Origin of the sequence: Bifidobacterium amazonense, assembly GCF_018555435.2 — a bacterium.
Classification (GTDB): Bacteria; Actinomycetota; Actinomycetes; order Actinomycetales; family Bifidobacteriaceae; genus Bifidobacterium; species Bifidobacterium amazonense.
Map to the genome: position 1 here is coordinate 1 of NZ_JAFEJT020000062.1, position 18,305 is coordinate 18,305.

Sequence of the window (18,305 nt, forward strand, 5' to 3'; positions counted from 1 at the left end):
CGGACGGTACCAGGTCGACGTGCAGGCGCTCGGCGAGACCGGCCTATGGATCGAAAAGAACAGCGTCCGCCGTGGCGGCACCGACTCCTACGTCAACATCTGGCGCGCCGAACTCGTCCGGTCGTAATGGTCTGACGAGCGCCATGCGCCGGCCAGAAAGCTCTATGAATGTGCTGCGATAGAGGGGCGGGCGGCGCATGGCGGTGCGTTCGGGCGTGTACGCGATTGCCGTGACACGATGGAAAACGGGATGGACGAACATCGTCCGTCCCGTTTTTTGTGTGCGGATATGAGGTTGTGTGCTCCCGGAGGATTTGGCAAATCTGTCAAAAAAATGGAACGGGAACGGGGTTTCCGGCATAATGGGAACCAATCGATCGAGAAGAAGAAAACCCAATCAGGAAACGGCATTGACGATGATGCCGAACCGATGCAATCGCAACGTTGTTGATGTGCCGGTTCGACCAGTCGTATCCGATGAAGGAGAACAACCATGTCCAGAACAAGAGCATCCATGAAAATGGCTATCGCCGCGGCGTCGGCGGTCGCGATGCTGGCACCGCTTGCGGCCTGTGGATCCGATACCGCCGGTTCCGCAGACGATCCGGTGACGATCCTGATCAACGAGCGTTCCGATATGCAGAAGGTCACCAAGATGGACTGGCCGAAGGAGCTGGAGAAGGCGACCGGCGTCAAGATCAAGGTGCAGGCCCTCGAGGAGGGCACTTGGAACAACCAGAAGTCTCAGACTCTTGCGGCCGACGACATCGCTGACATCTCACTGTTCGCCTACAGCACCAGCGACACCGCGAAGTTCAACACGCAGTTCGAGGATCTGCTGCCGCACCTCGACCAGATGCCGAACGTCAAGAAGTTCTTCGACTCGAAGCCCGAGGCGAAGAAGTACGTCGAGACGTTGAACGGCAAGATGTACAACCTGCCGAATTACCGCGGCAAGCTGCTCGACTCCCCGGCCAACATCATGCTTATCAACAAAGCGTGGCTCGACAAGCTCGGCCTTGAAGTCCCCAAGACATGGGACGACCTGATGAACGTGCTGGTGGCGTTCAAGACCAAGGACCCGAACGGCAACGGCAAGGCCGACGAAGTGCCGTACCTCGCGCTTCCGCAGAGCACCGGCAACATCATGGGCTCCAACTCGCCGTTCCTGTTCCTCAACTCGTTTGGCATCGAGACCACGGCGATGAACGACGCGACCCGTTCCGGATACTACGTCAAGGACGGCAAGGTCGGCACCTACCTGACGACCGATGAGTTCCGCCAGGTGATTGATTTCCTCAGCGAGATGGTGAACAAGGGCGTACTCAACAAGAACGACCTGACCTCCGATTGGTCGAAGTACTCTGCCAAGCTCAAGGGCGACGGCAAGATCAACACGGTCGGCATGGAGTTCGGCTGGTCCAGCATGGATATGTCCGTGCCGGACGAGTACGTGTCCATTCCGGTTCCGGCCGCCCCGGGCGTGTCCTCTGATGAGGTGACGTGGGATTCCTCGCAGAACAACTACACGGCGAACGCGGTCGCGGTGAAGAAGGATTCCCCCCGCATGGACAAGATCCTCAAGGTGATCAATGCGATGTACTCCGAGGAGTTCTCGGTCAAGCAGTACTACGGCGATTCCAAGTATTGGAAGAAGGATGGCAGCACGTACACGATGAGCGACGAGTGGACGAAGCTCTACAACGACGCGCAGCTGCCCGGCATCAAGGAGCACTGCGGCTGCTGGATCCCCGACGATGTCGAGATCGCGAACGCCCCCGAGGAGGACACCCGCAAGGCCGAGGAGGGCAAGGTCTACGACGAGCAGCTCTCCCACGTCGACAAGACCAAGGATGTGATTCCCGGATACGTCACCCCGAACGACGAGGATCGCGTGACCCTGTCGAACAACGGCGCAACGATGATCAACTACGCGGTGCCGGTCATCGTCAAGTGGATCAATGACGGCAAGGGCGTTTCGGACGACCAGTGGAACGCGTACGTGAAGAACCTGAAGACGTACAACATCGACCAGAACGTCGAGATCTGGCAGAAGTGGTACGACCAGTACATGAAGTGATGCTTGCGTCATTGCTGGTTCATCGACGGCAACGGCGCATCCCCTGATGGGGACCGTTGCGGACGGTTGCGAATTTTTCTCCTCTCCTGGGAATTCGCGGCCGTCCGCTTCGGCGTATTCGGTATTCGGTATGTACGTGCATCGGTGGCTGGATGAACGGAACCATGAGGCAAAAGGAGGATGGTGGCATGGCTGTTGCGAATGCCGACGATTCGTCGGAACGTGCCGCTGTAGAGCGTATGTATTCGATCCGCGAAGTGTGCGCCATGTTCGGCATGGAGCCGTCGACATTGCGCTGGTACGAGGAGATCGGCCTGCTGTATGACGTCGGTCGCGCGCCGTCCGGACGACGGGTGTATCGGGAAGGGCATCTGCATCGTCTACGCACTATCTGCTGTTTCAAGCACGCCGGCATGTCGATAGGCGACCTGCAGCGGTTCTTCGGATACGAGGTCGACGAGGAGCACCATATCGGCGATATGGTGCAGCTGCTGCGTGACCATCGCGCCGAGCTGGAACGCAAGCAGCGTGAGCTGGCCGAAGCGCATGCTCATATTTTGCGCAAGCTGCATTTCTACGGCGATCTGGATGAGTATTACGAGCACGGTGGTAGCAAACCCGACTGGGGTGACTACCGCAACGCCGTGTTCGACGCGTGACGAGCCTTTCGAGAGGATTGTCCGACTGTGCCCAGCGGCTGTCGACGGGATGGACGAGCATGTCCATCCCGTTTTTTGATACGTATCGACACACCGAAAGCCCTTGTGCTCAAGATAACTTAAGCGGCTAGCATGAAGCCAAGTTCATGGCTTGCGGATCAGTGGAGACCGCACCGTGAGCGTCAGATCGAAGCGAGAGGGATCATGCGATGGGCATAATATACAACGGCGTGCCATGGTTTGACGATCGAGGGGAGCCTGTGAACGCCCATGCTCCGGGCGTCGTCAGGGAACATGGCACGTACTACATGTTCGGCGAGTACCGGAACGATGCAAGCAAGGAATTCGAAGGATTCGCCTGCTATTCGTCAAAGAACCTGACCGACTGGCATTTCGAACGCATCGTCCTGTCTTGCCAGCAAGCCGGCCGTCTAGGTCCGGGACGAGCAGGAGAGCGAGCCAAGGTCATGCGATGCCCGAAGACGGGTCTGTACGTGATGTTCATGCATTCGGACAACATCGCGCATACCGATCCCATGATCCTGATGGCGGTATCCGACAGCGTCGCGGGCGAATACCGTCTGGTGGGCCCGGTGCTGTGCGGCAACGAGCCGATCCGTATGTGGGATATGGGCGTGTTCCAAGACGACGATGGTGCCGGGTACCTGCTGCTGCACGGTGGTGCGATCTATCGACTCGCCGACGATTATCTGTCTGCGGAACTGATTCATCCGGAATCGCTAGAGCCCTACGGCGAGTCTCCGACGATGACCCGGGTGGGCGATATCTACTATCTGCTCATGTCCCATCTGACCGGTTGGGGCCGCAACGACAACTTCTACTTCACCGCATCCGATCCCGCCGGGCCGTGGACATATCGCGGCCTGATCGCGCCGGAGGGCACCGATACCTGGAACACGCAATGCTGCTTCGTGCTGCCCGTGGAAACTGCGCATGGCAGTGAACTGGTATACATCGGCGACCGTTGGTCGAGCCCGCACCAGCGATCCTGCGCGAGTCTGGTATGGCTGCCGTTGCGGATAGACGATGATGCCGCCGGAATCGGGGACGTCGAGCCGCCGAGGCTGTCATTGCCGCGATGCTGGCCGATGTGGGACATCGGCACCGGCGAATCCGTCATCGCGCAGGGCGAGCGCATCGCCATCGACCTGTACGCGGATCGGCCGGACGCCGGAACCTCGTTCGCGTTCGAGATCGTCGACGGACCGGGGCGGCTGCACCTGTATGGACATCGCGGGCCGGATTGCGGTTACGGCCGTCTCGCCGTCACTGGTGAGAACGGCGCGACGATCATGTCGCATCTGTTCGATACCTATGCGACGCATGCGTACGACGGGCCGCTGTTTGTGACCGAGCCGGTGCCGGCCGGTCGTTATACGGCCACGATCCGCGTCACCGGCGAAACGAACGTGTGGCGAAGCAAAAAAGGTCTGGCTGGAGGCCACGGCTCCTTCGTCAACGTCGCCTATGCCCAGACGTCCTGGGCGTGACGGGTCCGTGATCAGCGGGATGCGGCGAGCGCGCGGAAGGCGTGCTCCATCATGAGGTGGAACGCCTGCGCCTCCGGGGAGAATCCGGGGGCGTCGAATCCAGGTGCGCCGCAGGCGTCGTGCACGAAGCCGTATTCGTCCACCTTGTGCTCGGCGGCGGTGCGCATGCGGTCCGCCGCGTCCATCCAATCGTCGGACAGCCAGCCGTCGTGGATGCCTCGGTAGATCGTGTACGCCGTCATCTGCGAAAGATTCGTCTCCGTGAATGTCGACGGATCGTCGACGATGTCGTGGAACAGGCCGTCGGGGCGCATATGGCGCAGCAGGTCGGCCAATAGCGTGGTGGCCCGATCCGTGATGTCGGCGATGCCGGCTGCATAGCGGTCCCGGGTGAGCAGTCCGCCGAGCATGCGGGCGGCCGCCGCGAGCGCCCAGCCGTTGCCGGTGCCCCAATGGGCCTTACGGGAGAAGCATTGACGGCCGTCATCCCACATATGGCTGATCAATCCTGATTCGTTGTCGTAGAGCGCATCCCAATATCCGAGGAAGTTGAGCAGTGCTTCGTCGGGGTGTCCGGCCGCCGCGAGGAACGGCGGCAGCATGTACAGGGAGTCCGCCCAGAATTCGGTGCCGGATGCGAAGTGGTAGACGATGCCGGACCTGTTGCGGGGCGCGTTGTGGAGCGCCCAGACGAGTAGCCCGTCGGCGGCGTCGGCCAGATCGTGGTCGTGGGTCATGCGGGCGGCCTCGATCAGGGGCTCTCCGGCTGCGCATGGATCGGTGGCGGCGTCCTGCGCTCCGATCTGCGCCACCCGACCGTCATGGACCCGCCGGGATGCGGCCTCCTTTGCCATGGGAATGACCACGTCCATGCGGTTCATCTCCAGAAAAGCCTGCATCGCTGTTCCCTGTTCCCATGAATATCGTTGCATGGACAGCAGGGCCAATGCCACGCGGGACATCGTTGAAATAGATTCCGCCATTGGATTTCCTTTTCTTGCGAAAGTGCGTAAATATATTGATTAATATGTGATTTGACGTTGGTGTCATGAGGATCTCGTCGGATGTATTTTGTCACGCGGTATTGACGCGGCGGCTATGGCTTTGGGTGCGTTCTGGCGTGTGACCCGATATGCGATGTGATAGGTGATTCGATATGTCGTGCACGAAGGATCATTTTTTCTATGCGACACGCGGAAGATGCTTGCACTCAAGGTAACTTGAGCGATTAGTGTGATGTGTGTTCGCAGGGGATACGCAGTGAGGATATCCCGCGGGCGCAAGATTATTCAGCAGGGGAGTTTTAGATCATGGACAATGATTCATTGATGTCGCTATTGCCGTTGTTCACCGCGGAAAATGTTCCTGAACGGGGTCCGGAGGAGGCGGATCCCCCGGAACGGGATTGGTCGGTCGATTCGGATGCGCAGGGTCTTGCCCGGCCGGGCGGTGGCCTGTCCCGTTATTCGATGCTGTATATCGGCGAGGGATACAACACCATCATGCTGATCGATCGCGGAAAGATCATCTGGACGTATTCCACGGAACCGGGCTGGGAATACGACGATATCTGGATGCTGCGCAACGGCAACATCGTGTTCTCCCGTATGAGCTGGGTGGGCGAGGTGACGCCGGACAAGCGTCTGGTCTGGCGATACGACGCTGAACCGGGGACGGAGATCCATGCGGTGCAGCCGATCGACGACCGTCATCTGCTGATGATGGTGAACGGGAGGCCTCCGCGCGCGGTGATCATCGACCGCACCACCAGCGGGATCGTCAAGGAGATGGAGGTTCCCTGTGATCCCTCCGTATCGGTGCACGGACAATTCCGCCGGATCCGGTATACCGCGAACCATACGCTACTGGTCCCGCACATGACCGAGGAGAAGGTCGTCGAATACGATCTCGACATGCATCCGATCTGGCAGTATGACAATGTGGCAGGCCCGTGGGCCGCCATACGCCTGAAGAACGGCAACACCCTGATCAGTGCGGAACGGGAGAACCGCACGTTGGAGGTGACCCCTGCCGGCGAGACGGTGTGGCAGCTGCGTATGGATGACGTCGATCCCGCATACCGTATGGAGGCCAGCCAGACTTGCGTGAGGCTCGCCAACGGCAACACGGTGTTGTGTTCGCGCGGCAACAAGGGGGAGACTCCGCAGCTGTTGGAAGTGGACGCGAACGGGCATGTGGTCTGGAGTGTCTACGACTGGGAGCGGTTGGGGCCGGCGACTTCGGTGCAGATCCTCAGCGAGCCAGGGGTGTCGGAAATTCCGGGAAGCTGCGAACGCTGACCGGATACGTGCAGGATATGAATGCGCGACGATCGTACTAATTATTCGTTCATATTGAACATGGTAAAGGAATGAACAATGATGTCCATGACAACTAGAAAAACGATTGCTTTCGTTTCAATGATCGCGATGCTGGCGCCGTTGGCCGCCTGCGAGTCGAAAAGCGCAAGCGGAGCGAATGATCCGGTGACCATCATGATTAATGAGCGCACCGAAATGATGCGTGTCAACAACATGGATTGGCCGAAGGAACTCGAAAAGCAGACGGGTGTCGATCTTGATATCAAGGTGCTGGACGAAGGTACTTGGAATAATCAGAAAACCCAGGCCCTGGCGGCCGACGATGTCGCTGATATATCGCTGTACGCCTATAATCCCAGTGATACGGCGAAATTCAGCGGGCAATTCGAGGATCTTCTTCCGCACCTTAAGGAAATGCCGAATGTGGAGAAATTCTTCGATGCCAAACCTGAGGCTAAAAAATATGTGGAGACCTTGAACGGCAAGATGTATAATCTGCCGAATTATCGTGGGAAACTTCTGGATTCGCCGTCGAATATCATGCTGATCAATAAAACATGGCTGGATAAACTGGGACTCGCCGTCCCCCAGACGTGGGATGAGCTGATGGAGGTACTGAGCGCGTTCAAGACCCGGGATCCGAACGGCAACGGGCAGGCGGACGAGATCCCCATCATCCTCCGTCCGCTGAGCACCAGTAACGTCATCGAATCGTTCTCCCCGTTCCTGTTCCTCAACTCGTTCGGCATCGAAACCACCTCGTCCAACGACGCCACGAGAAGCGGCTACTATGTCAAGGACGGTAAGGTCGCCACGTACATGACGACGGATGAATTCCGGCAGGTCATCGACTATCTGAGTGACATGGTGCACAACGGTGTGCTCAGCAAATCCGATCTGACATCCGACTGGTCCAAGTACTACGCCAAGCTGCAGGGCGACAAGAAGATATCCACCATCGGCGTGGAGATCGGCTGGTCCAGCATGGACATGTCGATGTCCGAGGAATACGTGTCCATGCCGGTTCCCGCGGCACCGGGGGTCTCTCCCGAGAAGGTGACGTGGGATTCCTCGTCCGGTGTCTATGCGGCGAACGCGGTGGCGGTGAAGAAGGATTCCCCCCGCATGGACAAGATCCTCAAGGTGCTGAACGCGATGTACTCCGAGGAGTTCTCGATCAAGCAGTACTACGGCGACTCCAAGTACTGGACCAAGGACGGGAACACCTACACGATGAAGCCCGAATGGGAGAAGCAGAGCGCCGGATTGCAGGAGCATTTCGGCGGGTGGATCCCCGACAGCGTGGAGATCAAAAACGGTTCCAAGCAGGACATGCAGAAGTCCGAGGAGAGCAAGGTATACGAGGACCAACTATCCCATGTCGATCCTGCCAAGGATGTGATCCCGAATTATGTGAACCCCAGCGATGAGGATCGTGTGACCCTGTCGAACAACGGCGCAACGATGATCAACTATGCGGTGCCGGTGATCGCCAAGTGGATCAATGACGGCAAGGGCGTCCCGGATGACCAGTGGGCCACCTATGTGAAGAACCTCAAGACGTACAACATCGACCAGAACGTCGAGATCTGGCAGAAGTGGTACGACAAGTACATGAAGTGACGGCTCCTCGGTGAGATTCCCCAGTGAGATTCGGGCGGGGGCGCATCCGATGGACGGGTGCGCCCCCGCCCGTTCGTGGCGCGCCCCTTTCGGCCGTCCATCCCTTAGCAGATCTCCACCTCGTATCCCTTCGCGCGTGCGAACGCCGCGATCTGCGACTGCCAGTTGGCCATCTGCCCCATGATGTCGCCGCCGGGGACGAGCTGCGGCCTGACGGTGTCGGAGAACACGGCCTCCACCTGCGGCATGAACGGCAGATAGGCGAACTCGTGGCTCAGGTGCTCGGCCGCATCGAAGAACACGTCGTACAGCTTCTGGCCGAAGAACGGGTCGATCCTGCCGGTGAGCCTCGTATTGCGGTGGAAGTACGTCGTGGCCGACATGATCCGGTCCAGCTGCACGTCGACGGAGGCGGGATCGGTCTGCGCCCACAAGGCGAACTGTGCCGCCGCATTGCGGCGTTCCGGCGGCAGCCGATTGCTGATCGTCCACGCCGAACCGCCGATATGCGCGGTGACCAGCGACGCGGGATCGCCGAACGACGGGGGCAGCGCGACCTGCCACAGTCCCCGGTCGTCCGGCCAGTTGCGCACGATGCTCTCGCAGAACCAGTTGGCGCTGAACACGGTGGCGATGCGTGCGTCGCGGACCTGCGCGTCGAACGCCGGGTCGTTGAAGTTCATCGGCAGGATGTCGCCGGCGTCGATGCCGCGTTGCAGCAGCGCGACCGTACGCCGCACCGGCTCGGAATCCAGGGACAGACGGATTCCGCCCTTGCCGGAATCCACCGACCAGGGTCGCGCCGAGGCCATGTACAGCAGGGCGAGGAACGGTGCGGAATCAAGGGTGTTGAACGCCACGGCGTGCATGGACGGATCCTGCCGGCGCATCCGCTCGCCCATCGACAGCACCTCCTCCCAGGTGCGGGGCGTCTGCTCGCCGAACCGGTCGAGCACGTCGTTGCGGCGGAACAGCACCGTGGTGTCGTAGTCGCAGGGCACGCCGTATACGCCGTCCCCGTATCGCGCCGCGTTCCAGCAGTCGGCGACGAACTGCTGGCGGAACGTGGCCCGGATGGCCGGCGTGTTGAGATTCAGCAGCATGCGGTCCTCGGCCAGCTGCGGCAGCCAACGGTATTCGACGACTGCGATGTCGGGGATGTCGCGTCCGGCGCGCGTGCGTTGGTACAGCTTCGCCACGATCTCGGCCTGCGATCCGCCCTCGACCCGTCGGATGGAGACCTCCGGATGCAACTTGGCATAGACGTCGATGTGACGGTCCCAATCCTGGAACGAGCTGGCCATGATGGTCAGTTCGATGGGCCGGTCGACGGTCTGCGTATGTGACATCCGTCCTTCGGAGACCGGCTTTGCCGTGACGCCGCGGAGCCGGTGCGTGAGACCTGTACTGCCGCCGGCGACGAATCTCGCGTTGCGTACGGCATTGTCGGGGTGCTGCGATTTGACGAGGGAGATCAGCATCTCCGCGCAATCGGTGCCCAGATCCTCCATCGGACATGAGACATGGGCGAGCGACGGCAGGCCGAGTCCCTCCGTCAGATCATCGCCGAAGCCGATTACGGCGAGCTCATCCGGAACGCGGACGCCACGTCGGATCGCCGCCGCCATGAAATGCACGGCGATGGCATTGTCCGTCGCGAACACGGCATGGGTCGGGCGGCCCAGAAACCGTTCCAGCGTGCTGTCGGCGGAGACGGCGTCGCGGGGGCATCCCAGCAGCGTCTGCATACGCATGCCGCGGCGGGCCGCCTCGTCGGCGATCTGACGGCGGATCGTCTCCCGGATCGGACCCTCATCGGCTCCGGCAAGACAGGTGATGCTGGCGTAGCCCGCAGCCTGCAGCGCGTCGAGCATATGCGCTACGGCGCCCGCGGTGTCGATGCCGCCGCTGGCGATTCCCCTGACGTCACGGCCGAACAGCACCAGGGGCATCCGGGCGCCGAGCGACTTGATCTCCTGCTCGCGCAGCGACTGGTACTGCATGATCGTGCCGCATGCCGGCAGCTTGCGGAATTGCGAGGCCAGTCCGTCACGGGTGATGATGTCGTTCTCCTCGATGATGGCCGCATGGTATCCGCGGGCCGACAGTCGCCGACGCATGCCGTCCGTGGCCGCCATGACGAGGGGGTCGCCGATGTCCGACACGATGATGGGGACCAGGTTGGTTGATGCGTAGCTGATGAATCGGTCGTTCGCGGTGGGGTCGTCGAGATATCCGAGACGCCGCGCGACCTCGCGGATATGCGCCTCGGTGCGCGCGTTGAGCCGGCCGGGATGCCGCAGGGCGCGGGAGACGGCGGAAAGACTGACACCCGCCTCCTCGGCGATGTCGTTGAGCGTGGGCTTGCGTCGGATGGTGGTTGCCATGATCGCCATTATGTCACCGATCCGGTGCTGATCTGGCAAGAATTGTCAACAAGTTGGACAGTATGCGGTCGGGAGGAACGATGGGGACATGGCGAAATGCTGTGATGGCGTGCCGGTGTCTCCGTTCGGTTGACAGGAGGGAGGCGCCGCATATAAAATCGCAGCGTTGCGATTTTGAATTGAGCACTCATGTTGCGGACCGAAGGCGGCCCGCGAAAGGAGACAACCACCATGTACGCACTGGGCAAGAACGTGCCGGTCGTGCCGGCGTACGCCGACACGACATCCATGCGGTCCCAACTCGGCCATGTCGAGATCCGGTTCGACGGTGATCCGTCGAACATGAACTGGCTGCGGTCGGACCATCCGTATGCGGCCGTCGCCGCGCCGGACGGCATCGAGGCCACCGTGCACATGCTGCGCGACGGCGACACGATCGTCACCGACGTCATGCTCGGCAACGCGACCGGCAAGACCATCTGCACTGCCGTCGGCGACATCGGCATCACCCTGCCGCTCGAAGACCGCTACTACGACGAAACCGACGACTACTCGATCGAACGCCACTGCAACGTGCACCTGTTCTGCGGCGGCACCTGCAGCTGGGCGCTCGCCCTGCGCATGAGCGGCAAGGCGCCGCATCTCGGGCTTGTGCTCACCGAAGGTGCGCTCGCCGACTACAGCGTCAGCCGCGACTTCGTGCGCTACAGCAACGACCGAGGCTGCTTCGTGCTCCACCCCGAGGCCATGGAGTTCGCACCCGGCCAGACGCGCACGATCTCGTGGGTCATCTTTCCGTGCGATTCGCGCGAGGACTTCTTCATCAAGGCGGCTGAACGCAGCCGGTTCATCGACGCACGATGGGACCGTACGGTCGTCTTCCCCGGAGAATCGGCGACGTTGCGAATCCGCCCGTCGTTCGCCGTCAGTACTGCCGGCGACGTGACGGCATCGACCGTCACCGTCAACGGCAGGCCGGCCCGCCCGCTCGGCGACGGCACGTACGAGTTCGTCTATACGCCGTCCGACGCCGACGTGTTCACGCACGACGCCTACCGCGACCGCATCGGCGAGCATGTCTTCACCGTCGAGGCCGGCGGACGTACCGTGCATACGCGCGTATTCGTCTCCGCGCCGATCGACGAACTGCTCGCCGAACGCGTGCGTTTCATCGCACGCAAACAGCAGTACCGCGGCGACGATCCGCATCTCAAGGGCGCGTATCTGGCGTACGACAACGAGGACCGTCGGCAGTACTACTACGCCGGCGACGACAAGGGGCACGTCGTCAACGACTACAACGCCGGTCGCGAACGCGTGTGCATGGCCCTGCTCATCGCCGCGTATCTGCGCGCGCTTGATCACGGCGTGATCGTCGGCGAATCCGGCGACTTGATCGCCGATGTGGCGCACGCGCTGTTCGGCGACGGCGACGCGCTGCCGCTGCGCGACGAACTCGCGGCGAGCCTCGCTGACTATCGCGCGTTCGTCGAACGCGAACTGGTCGACACCGCCACCGGCGAGGTGTTCAACGACTCGCCGCGCGACAACTCGTACCGGCGCCTGTACAACGCGCCATGGTTCGCGGAACTGTATGTCGAATTCTGGAAGTCGGACGGCGACGTCGAGAACCTTCGCATCGCCGCGCGCATCCTTGCATGGTTCTACGCGAACGGCGGCAGCCGGTTCTATCCGCTCGAGCTGCCGGTGCTTGCGCTCGGTCGCGCGCTGCAGGAGGCGGGGGAGTGCGACCTGTACGCCAGGATGCGCGACCTGTTCCTCACGCACGCGCGCACGCTGGCCGGACTCGGACTGCGCTATCCGAAGCACGAGGTCAACTACGAGCAGTCGATCGTCGCTCCCGCGGCGAGCGTGATCCTGCAGACGGCCGCGTTGACCGGCGACCGCGAACTATTGCGCGCAGGCTTCGACCAGTTGCACGTGCTTGACCAGTTCAACGGATGCCAGCCGGACGCACACCTGAACGAGGTGGCGATCCGACACTGGGACGGCTTCTGGTTCGGCAAACGTAAGCAGTACGGCGACACGTTCCCGCACTATTGGAGCGGTCTGACGGCCGACGTGTTCGATCTGGCTGGTGAGCTGCTGGAGGGCGGCGAAAGTGATGCGCGCGACTGCGAGGGTGATGTTGCCGGTGATGACGTTGATGCTGCAGGCGACATCGCCGCGGCGCTGGAATCGGTGCATGGTGATCTGACAGCTTCGGACGTGCTGGTGACCGCCGTCGAGTCCGCTTCTCTCTACCATCGTCGCGCCGAGGCGTCGCGTCGTGCGCTGCTGCAGCTGTTCTTCCCGGACGGCACCGCGTCGTGCGCGTATGTGTTCCCGTTCTCGGTGAACGGCGAACGTGCGCATTTCGCCGACCCGATGGCCAACGATCAGGACTGGGCGTTGTACTTCATCGTGCGTCGGCTGCTGGAGACTGAGTGAGCGTGTTTCACGCCAGGTGTTTCACATGAAGCACGGCCAAGTTGTTTCATGGAGTGTTTCATGTGAAACATTTCAGCTGTTGGTATCGCACTGTCGTGCGATGCTGTGTTGTTGGCGGCCTTGCGGCCGCGGAGCTCCCCCAGTCGAGCTGTGCTCGACAGCCCCCTCAGTGAGGGGGCCGAGGCTCCGCCGGCACTACCGTCAGCATTGAGTCGCAGAGGATTGGTTTGACGATGGTAACGCTATCATTGGAGGCTGGCCATGTCGTCGATATGTGAAAGTGAGTCAACGATGTCCACCAACCAGGCCTCACAGGTTAAATCTGAGCCAGCTGAATCCGCGCAGGTCGTATCCGAACCGACTAAGCCCAAGCCGGCCGAACCGGTCGAATCCAGACAGATCGAGTCCAAACCGACTGACGAAACCGCCTATCCGCTGCGCATGCACGACTTCAGTCTGCACGACCCGTTCGTGCTCGCGGACCAGGCGAGCGGCTTGTACTACCTGTACAACGCGAACTACTACCAGTACCGCGACGCGGCGCACGGCTTCGGCAAATCCGTGGTGCTGTACGTGAGCCCCGATCTGAAGCGGTTCTCCGAGCCGGTCGACGTGTTCGACCTGAACGACGTGCCCGCCGGCGCATGGTACGACGACTGCGACTCGCCGTGGGCGCCCGAAGTGCACGAGTGGCACGGTCGCTACTGGATGTTCGTCACGCTGCACGCCGAGCGCACGGATGCGGCATACCCGTCCGGCGGTCCGCAATGGTATCGCAGCCATGAACTCCGTCATCGCCGTGGCGTGTTCGTCGCCGTGGCCGACTCGCCGCGCGGGCCGTTCACGATCGTCGACCCGACGCGCCCGGCAACCCCGCCCGACGCGATGGCGCTCGACGGCACGCTTGCGATCGACGTGGACGGTTCGCCGTGGATGATCTACGCGCACGAATGGGTGGATCTGTTCGACGGCACGATGGAGGCGATCCGGCTCGCCCCGGACGACCTTGCGCACGGCATCGGCGAACCGGTGCACCTGTGGTCCGCGAGCGAAGGCATATGGCATCCGGCCGACGGCGACGCCCCGGCCGGCGGATGGCGCGGCGACTTCGACTCCGACCTGTTCCGGTCGACGGTGGCCGAAGGCTCGGGCGGCTACGTGACCGACGGTCCGTACGTCGCACGCACGCCGAACGGTTCGCTGGTCAGTGTATGGACGTCGTACTCGCGCGGCGAATACATCCTCTCGCAGGCGATCTCGCGTTCCGGCCGCGTCGCCGGACCGTGGGAGCAGCTCGAACCGCTCGACTACAGCGACGCGGGGCACGCGATGGTCTTCCGCGCGCTCGACGGCACGCTCCTGCTCATCATGCACACCAACATGACTCGCAAGGACACCGACGGCAAGCCGCTCGTCGCGCACGGCATCGTCTACGAGGTCGCCGTGGCCGACGACGGTTTCCACCTCGGCCGCCACCGCGCCGACCTCGACGGCATCACCGATCCGAGCCGCGACGAGTAGACAGGGCGGACTCTCGCAAGGAAAAAGCCCGGCTGTTGGGGCCGGGCTTTCGAGAGAGGGAGAAGAAGAGAGGTGTGTTCAATTATGTGCGGCCTTTGCGGCCGTGACTCCATATAACCGCCGCTTTCATGGCGAACCATGCGGTTCCCCGCAATGTTCCGTTCGATTGCGCTGTGGATTCGCTGACAATGTGCGGTATCGCGCTGAGCGCGATGCTGTTTGTTCGGCGGCCTTTGGCCGCGGAGCTCCCCCAGTCGAGCTACGCTCGACAGCCCCCTCAGTGAGGGGGCCGAGGCTCCGCCAGCTCCGCCAGCACATAGCCCGGATCGCCGTGAAACAAACGGCAGAGCTGTTTGTGGACGATGTGCGAGCTGGCAGGCGATCCGGCGGAATGCGGGCGAAGCCCGTCCGTAATTGCAGGGCGCTGAGGCTCAGCCAGCGCCAAAGGGCGGCAAATGCCGCGGAACGCAAGATGTGTAACGATATAGTAAGTTGCGGAAAGGGGTTCCGTGATGCAACTGCTCTGCCAGCCGGGACAGGAAGGTCCCGTTGATGTGGCGTATCCCGCCGAGGGGATCGATCTGACGATATTCGATCGCGCGACGATGCCCGAGGCCGCGCGCTCTCTCGAGACGGCCGCCTGCCTGAGCGTGCGGGCGCAAAGCCTCGACGCGCATTCCGTCTGCCTCCAGCTCGCCTTCTACGAGGCGGGCCAGCGCGAACGCGGCGACGACCCGACGCTGCGTGCCGTGTTCGGCCTGCTGCCCGGCGTCGAAGTGCCCGTCCCGTTCGACCTCACATGGCTCGACGGTGAAACGCTGTTCGCCCCGCGCACGCTCGGACGCCTTAAGATGACCATCTTCGGCAAGCGCATCCGCCGCTCAGACATCGCCGAGATCGTGCTCTCCGCCACGCCGAGTCTGCCCGACCGCAGCGTGCGCCTGTGGCCGTGCGAACTGCTCGATGCCATGCCGAAGATCGACATTCCCGACCAACCGCTCGTCGACGAACTTGGCCAGTGGCTGCCCAAGCAGTGGCCCGGCAAAATCGCCGACCGTGCCGCCTGCACCGCCGTGCTGCGCGCGATGGCCGGCGTTGGACCGGCGGCGGGTAACAGCTCTGCTCCGGCGTCCGGGCCGGAGGGTAGCACCGTGGCACAGACCGCGACGCCGGTGACGACGACTGATCGATCGGATGCGAAGCATGGCCTGCCGGAGTCTGGCTACACGCTGGACGGTTGGGACCGCTTCGGCGGCTGGACCGGCAAACGGTTCGAGGCGACCGGCTGGTTCCGTGTCGAACGCGAATCCGCCGGCGCGAACGGCGAACCCGGCCGCTTCTGGCTCGTCGATCCAGACGGCAACGCGTTCGTCTCCACCGGCGTCGACTGCATCGGGCCGGGCGTCGGAACACGCGTCGATCCGGTACGTCCATGGCTGGACGCGCACGTCGCCGGACTGCTGAAGCATGCGATCGACGCGGCCGCGGCGTCGTCACGGACCACGGACGTACTTGATGCAAACGATACGTCCGCATCATCGACGTCATCCAACGACGACAAGCGCAATCCGGCCGCCGACGCCGGCCGCCGACGCAATGAACCGACCGTTGACCCGACCGACCTGTCGTTCAGCTGGCGTGCGGACGCGCGCGGCTGCAACGGCGTCACCGCGTTCTACGACTACGGCAAGGCCAACCTGCGCGCCGCGTTCGGTGAACGTGACTGGCGCGACGCGTGGGCGCGCATCACGCGCCGGCATCTGCTCGACTGGGGCGTGAACACGATCGGCAACTGGTCCGACCGCGGCTTCATCCGCGAGGCCGGCCTGCCGTACGTACTGCCGGTCGAGGAGCTCGCCGGCGTCGGCTTCCCGAGCACGCCGCGCATGGTCTTCCGCGACTTCCCCGACGTGTTCGACCCCGAATACGAGCGCGCGTCCGCCCGTTATGCGGCCGGTCTCGAAGCATGGAAGGACGACCGGAACATGATCGGCTACTTCATGCGCAACGAGCCGAACTGGGCGTTCGTCTACGATCTCAACATCGCCGAGGAGATGCTCGCCAACCCGGCCGACCTCGCATCGAAGCACCGGTTCGCCGACTGGCTGCGCGAACGGTACCACGGCGACGTGGCTGCGCTCAACGCGCGCTGGAAGTCGTCGTTCGGCTCGTTCGACGAGATCACGGCCGAACCGCGGTTCCGTGCGGCGGCCGCGTGGCCGGGCGCCGCCGACGATCTCAGGACGTTCTCGACGATGATGATCGACCGGTACGTGCGCGTGCCGGCCGAGGCGCTGCGCCGTGTCGACCCGCATCATCTCAACCTCGGCATGCGCTACGCGTACATCACCGACAAGAGCCTGCTGGCCGGCGCCGACTGCTACGACGTGTTCTCGATCAACAGCTACCAGCGCACCGCGTACGATCAGGTCGAGCAGGTCGGGCGCATGCTCGACATGCCGGTCATGGTCGGCGAGTTCCATCACGGCGCGCTCGACCGCGGCCTGACCGCGCACGGCATCCGCGGCGTGACCACGCAGGCCGAGCGCGGCGTCGCCTACCGCTACTACGTGGAGCAGGCCGCGCGCAGCCCGTATTTCGTGGGCGCGCACTACTTCCAGTACAACGACCAGAGCGCGATCGGCCGGTTCGACGGCGAGAACTACCAGATCGGACTCGTGGACGTGTGCATGCAGGAGTATCCGGAGATGGCCGCGGCGATGCGCGACTGCCACGAGGCCGTGTACCGCGTGGCGGCGGGGGAGCGGGCCGCGTTCGACCGCGTGCCGGACGAGGCCAATCCGATCCACTACTGACGGTCGCGCGGACGGCCGACGGCGTCGCGTCAGCGCGTGGATCCGCGCACGTCGAGCGTGAAGCCGACAGTGCGGGTTTCGATCGGCGCGTCGGGGTCGTCGATGCGCCGCAGCAGCAGCGAGGCGAGCGTTTCGGCGAGGCCGTCGATGTCGATCGCGGCCGTGGTGATGGCCGGATGGACGGCGCGCGCGTCGGCCGTGCCGTCGAAGCCGGCCACGGACACGTCGTCCGGCACGCTGACGCCGCGTTCCTGCAGCGCCTGCAGCGCGGAAACCGCCATCGTGTCGGATAGGCAGATCATCGCGTCGAAATCGCGGCCCTCGTCGAGCAGTCGCAGCGTCGCGTCGTGCGCGGCCGGACCGGTCCATGCGGCCGGGGCGGCCATGTTGTCCGGGCCGACCGCGACGTCGGCGTCACGGCAGGCGTCGAAGAAGCCGGCCAGTCGCGCGCTGCTGACGTCGGATAGCGGGGAGCAGACCTCATACGGCGTGTAGGCGACGCCCAGCAGCAACGGTTTGCGGCAGCCGGAGTCCAGCACGTGCCTGGTGACGGCGTATACGCCGGCGCGGCTGGGCGTGTACGCGCTGTCGTACAGGTCGGTCGGTTCGGACGGGTCGAGGATCACGAGCGGCTTGGATCCGGTGATCTTCTTCATCTGCTCGGGCTTGAGCTCGCCGGAGCAGAAGATCGTGCCGTCGCAGAACTGGTGGTTGAGCTCGCGCAGCACGTCCTCCTCGTTGCTGCCGGTGAACAGGGTCTGCTGGGCGAACGCCTGATAGCCGCGAGTGCGCAGCGCCACCGAGATCGAGTGGGCGAGCTGGGCGGAGAAGGGCAGTTCGAGATCGTGCACGGCCACGGCGATGACGTTGCTGCGGCCGAGGCGCAGGCTGCGGGCGGACGCGTTGCCCTGATAGTGGAGCCGGCGCGCGGCCTCG

General features: G+C 62.9%; 13 protein-coding genes. 9 read left to right on the forward strand and 4 right to left on the reverse strand.

What is annotated here, in order from left to right; translation table 11 throughout:
- The first annotated feature begins 250 nt into the window (after nucleotides 1-250).
- The 4 genes from JS533_RS11430 (at nucleotide 251) to JS533_RS11445 (ending at nucleotide 4,250) form a co-directional block, all read left to right on the forward strand.
- A complete protein-coding gene (locus JS533_RS11430) occupies nucleotides 251-451 on the forward strand; it encodes a hypothetical protein (RefSeq protein WP_241514710.1) in 201 nt (66 codons plus the stop codon).
- Nucleotides 452-493: 42 nt separating this feature from the next.
- Nucleotides 494-2,080, forward strand: a complete 1,587-nt coding sequence (locus tag JS533_RS11435) for a type 2 periplasmic-binding domain-containing protein (RefSeq protein ID WP_241514712.1) — start codon at nucleotides 494-496, stop codon at nucleotides 2,078-2,080.
- A 164-nt stretch (nucleotides 2,081-2,244) separates the two neighbouring features.
- Nucleotides 2,245-2,739, forward strand: coding sequence for a MerR family transcriptional regulator (locus tag JS533_RS11440; protein WP_241514713.1), 495 nt, complete (start codon nucleotides 2,245-2,247; stop codon nucleotides 2,737-2,739).
- 209 nt (nucleotides 2,740-2,948) lie between these two features.
- A complete protein-coding gene (locus tag JS533_RS11445) occupies nucleotides 2,949-4,250 on the forward strand; it encodes a glycoside hydrolase family protein (RefSeq protein WP_241514716.1) in 1,302 nt (433 codons plus the stop codon).
- Between the two features lie 11 nt (nucleotides 4,251-4,261).
- On the opposite strand, the gene JS533_RS11450 is transcribed toward JS533_RS11445, so the two are convergent.
- Nucleotides 4,262-5,233, reverse strand: a complete 972-nt coding sequence (locus tag JS533_RS11450) for a glycoside hydrolase family 88 protein (RefSeq protein WP_338024188.1) — start codon at nucleotides 5,231-5,233, stop codon at nucleotides 4,262-4,264.
- A 327-nt stretch (nucleotides 5,234-5,560) separates the two neighbouring features.
- On the opposite strand from JS533_RS11450, the gene JS533_RS11455 reads away from it, so the two are divergent.
- Nucleotides 5,561-6,550, forward strand: a complete 990-nt coding sequence (locus tag JS533_RS11455) for a hypothetical protein (protein ID WP_241514720.1) — start codon at nucleotides 5,561-5,563, stop codon at nucleotides 6,548-6,550.
- 117 nt (nucleotides 6,551-6,667) lie between these two features.
- Here JS533_RS11455 and JS533_RS13815 read toward each other — a convergent pair whose 3' ends face one another.
- The gene (locus tag JS533_RS13815) at nucleotides 6,668-6,976 is read right to left on the reverse strand and encodes a hypothetical protein (RefSeq protein WP_338024189.1); all 309 of its coding nucleotides are present in this window, start codon (nucleotides 6,974-6,976) and stop codon (nucleotides 6,668-6,670) included.
- Nucleotides 6,977-7,111: 135 nt separating this feature from the next.
- On the opposite strand from JS533_RS13815, the gene JS533_RS11465 reads away from it, so the two are divergent.
- Nucleotides 7,112-8,194 carry a type 2 periplasmic-binding domain-containing protein gene (locus JS533_RS11465; RefSeq protein ID WP_338024190.1) on the forward strand — a complete coding sequence of 361 codons (1,083 nt, stop codon included), beginning with the start codon at nucleotides 7,112-7,114 and terminating at the stop codon, nucleotides 8,192-8,194.
- Nucleotides 8,195-8,298: 104 nt separating this feature from the next.
- Here the strand turns inward: JS533_RS11465 and JS533_RS11470 are convergent, their stop codons facing one another.
- The gene (locus JS533_RS11470) at nucleotides 8,299-10,581 is read right to left on the reverse strand and encodes an extracellular solute-binding protein (RefSeq protein WP_241514725.1); all 2,283 of its coding nucleotides are present in this window, start codon (nucleotides 10,579-10,581) and stop codon (nucleotides 8,299-8,301) included.
- A gap of 231 nt (nucleotides 10,582-10,812) precedes the next feature.
- On the opposite strand from JS533_RS11470, the gene JS533_RS11475 reads away from it, so the two are divergent.
- The 3 genes from JS533_RS11475 to JS533_RS11485 all read left to right on the forward strand — a co-directional run bounded on the left by JS533_RS11475 (nucleotide 10,813) and on the right by JS533_RS11485 (nucleotide 17,369).
- Nucleotides 10,813-13,032, forward strand: coding sequence for a hypothetical protein (locus tag JS533_RS11475; RefSeq protein WP_241514727.1), 2,220 nt, complete (start codon nucleotides 10,813-10,815; stop codon nucleotides 13,030-13,032).
- A gap of 291 nt (nucleotides 13,033-13,323) precedes the next feature.
- Complete coding sequence (locus JS533_RS11480) at nucleotides 13,324-14,553, forward strand: family 43 glycosylhydrolase (RefSeq protein ID WP_241514729.1); 1,230 nt, start codon at nucleotides 13,324-13,326, stop codon at nucleotides 14,551-14,553.
- A 512-nt stretch (nucleotides 14,554-15,065) separates the two neighbouring features.
- Entirely contained in the window at nucleotides 15,066-17,369 is a 2,304-nt protein-coding gene (locus tag JS533_RS11485; protein ID WP_241514731.1) for a beta-galactosidase, read from the forward strand.
- A gap of 29 nt (nucleotides 17,370-17,398) precedes the next feature.
- Here JS533_RS11485 and JS533_RS11490 read toward each other — a convergent pair.
- The coding region (locus JS533_RS11490) for a LacI family DNA-binding transcriptional regulator (protein ID WP_241514733.1) at nucleotides 17,399-18,305 on the reverse strand (907 nt) is incomplete at its 5' end.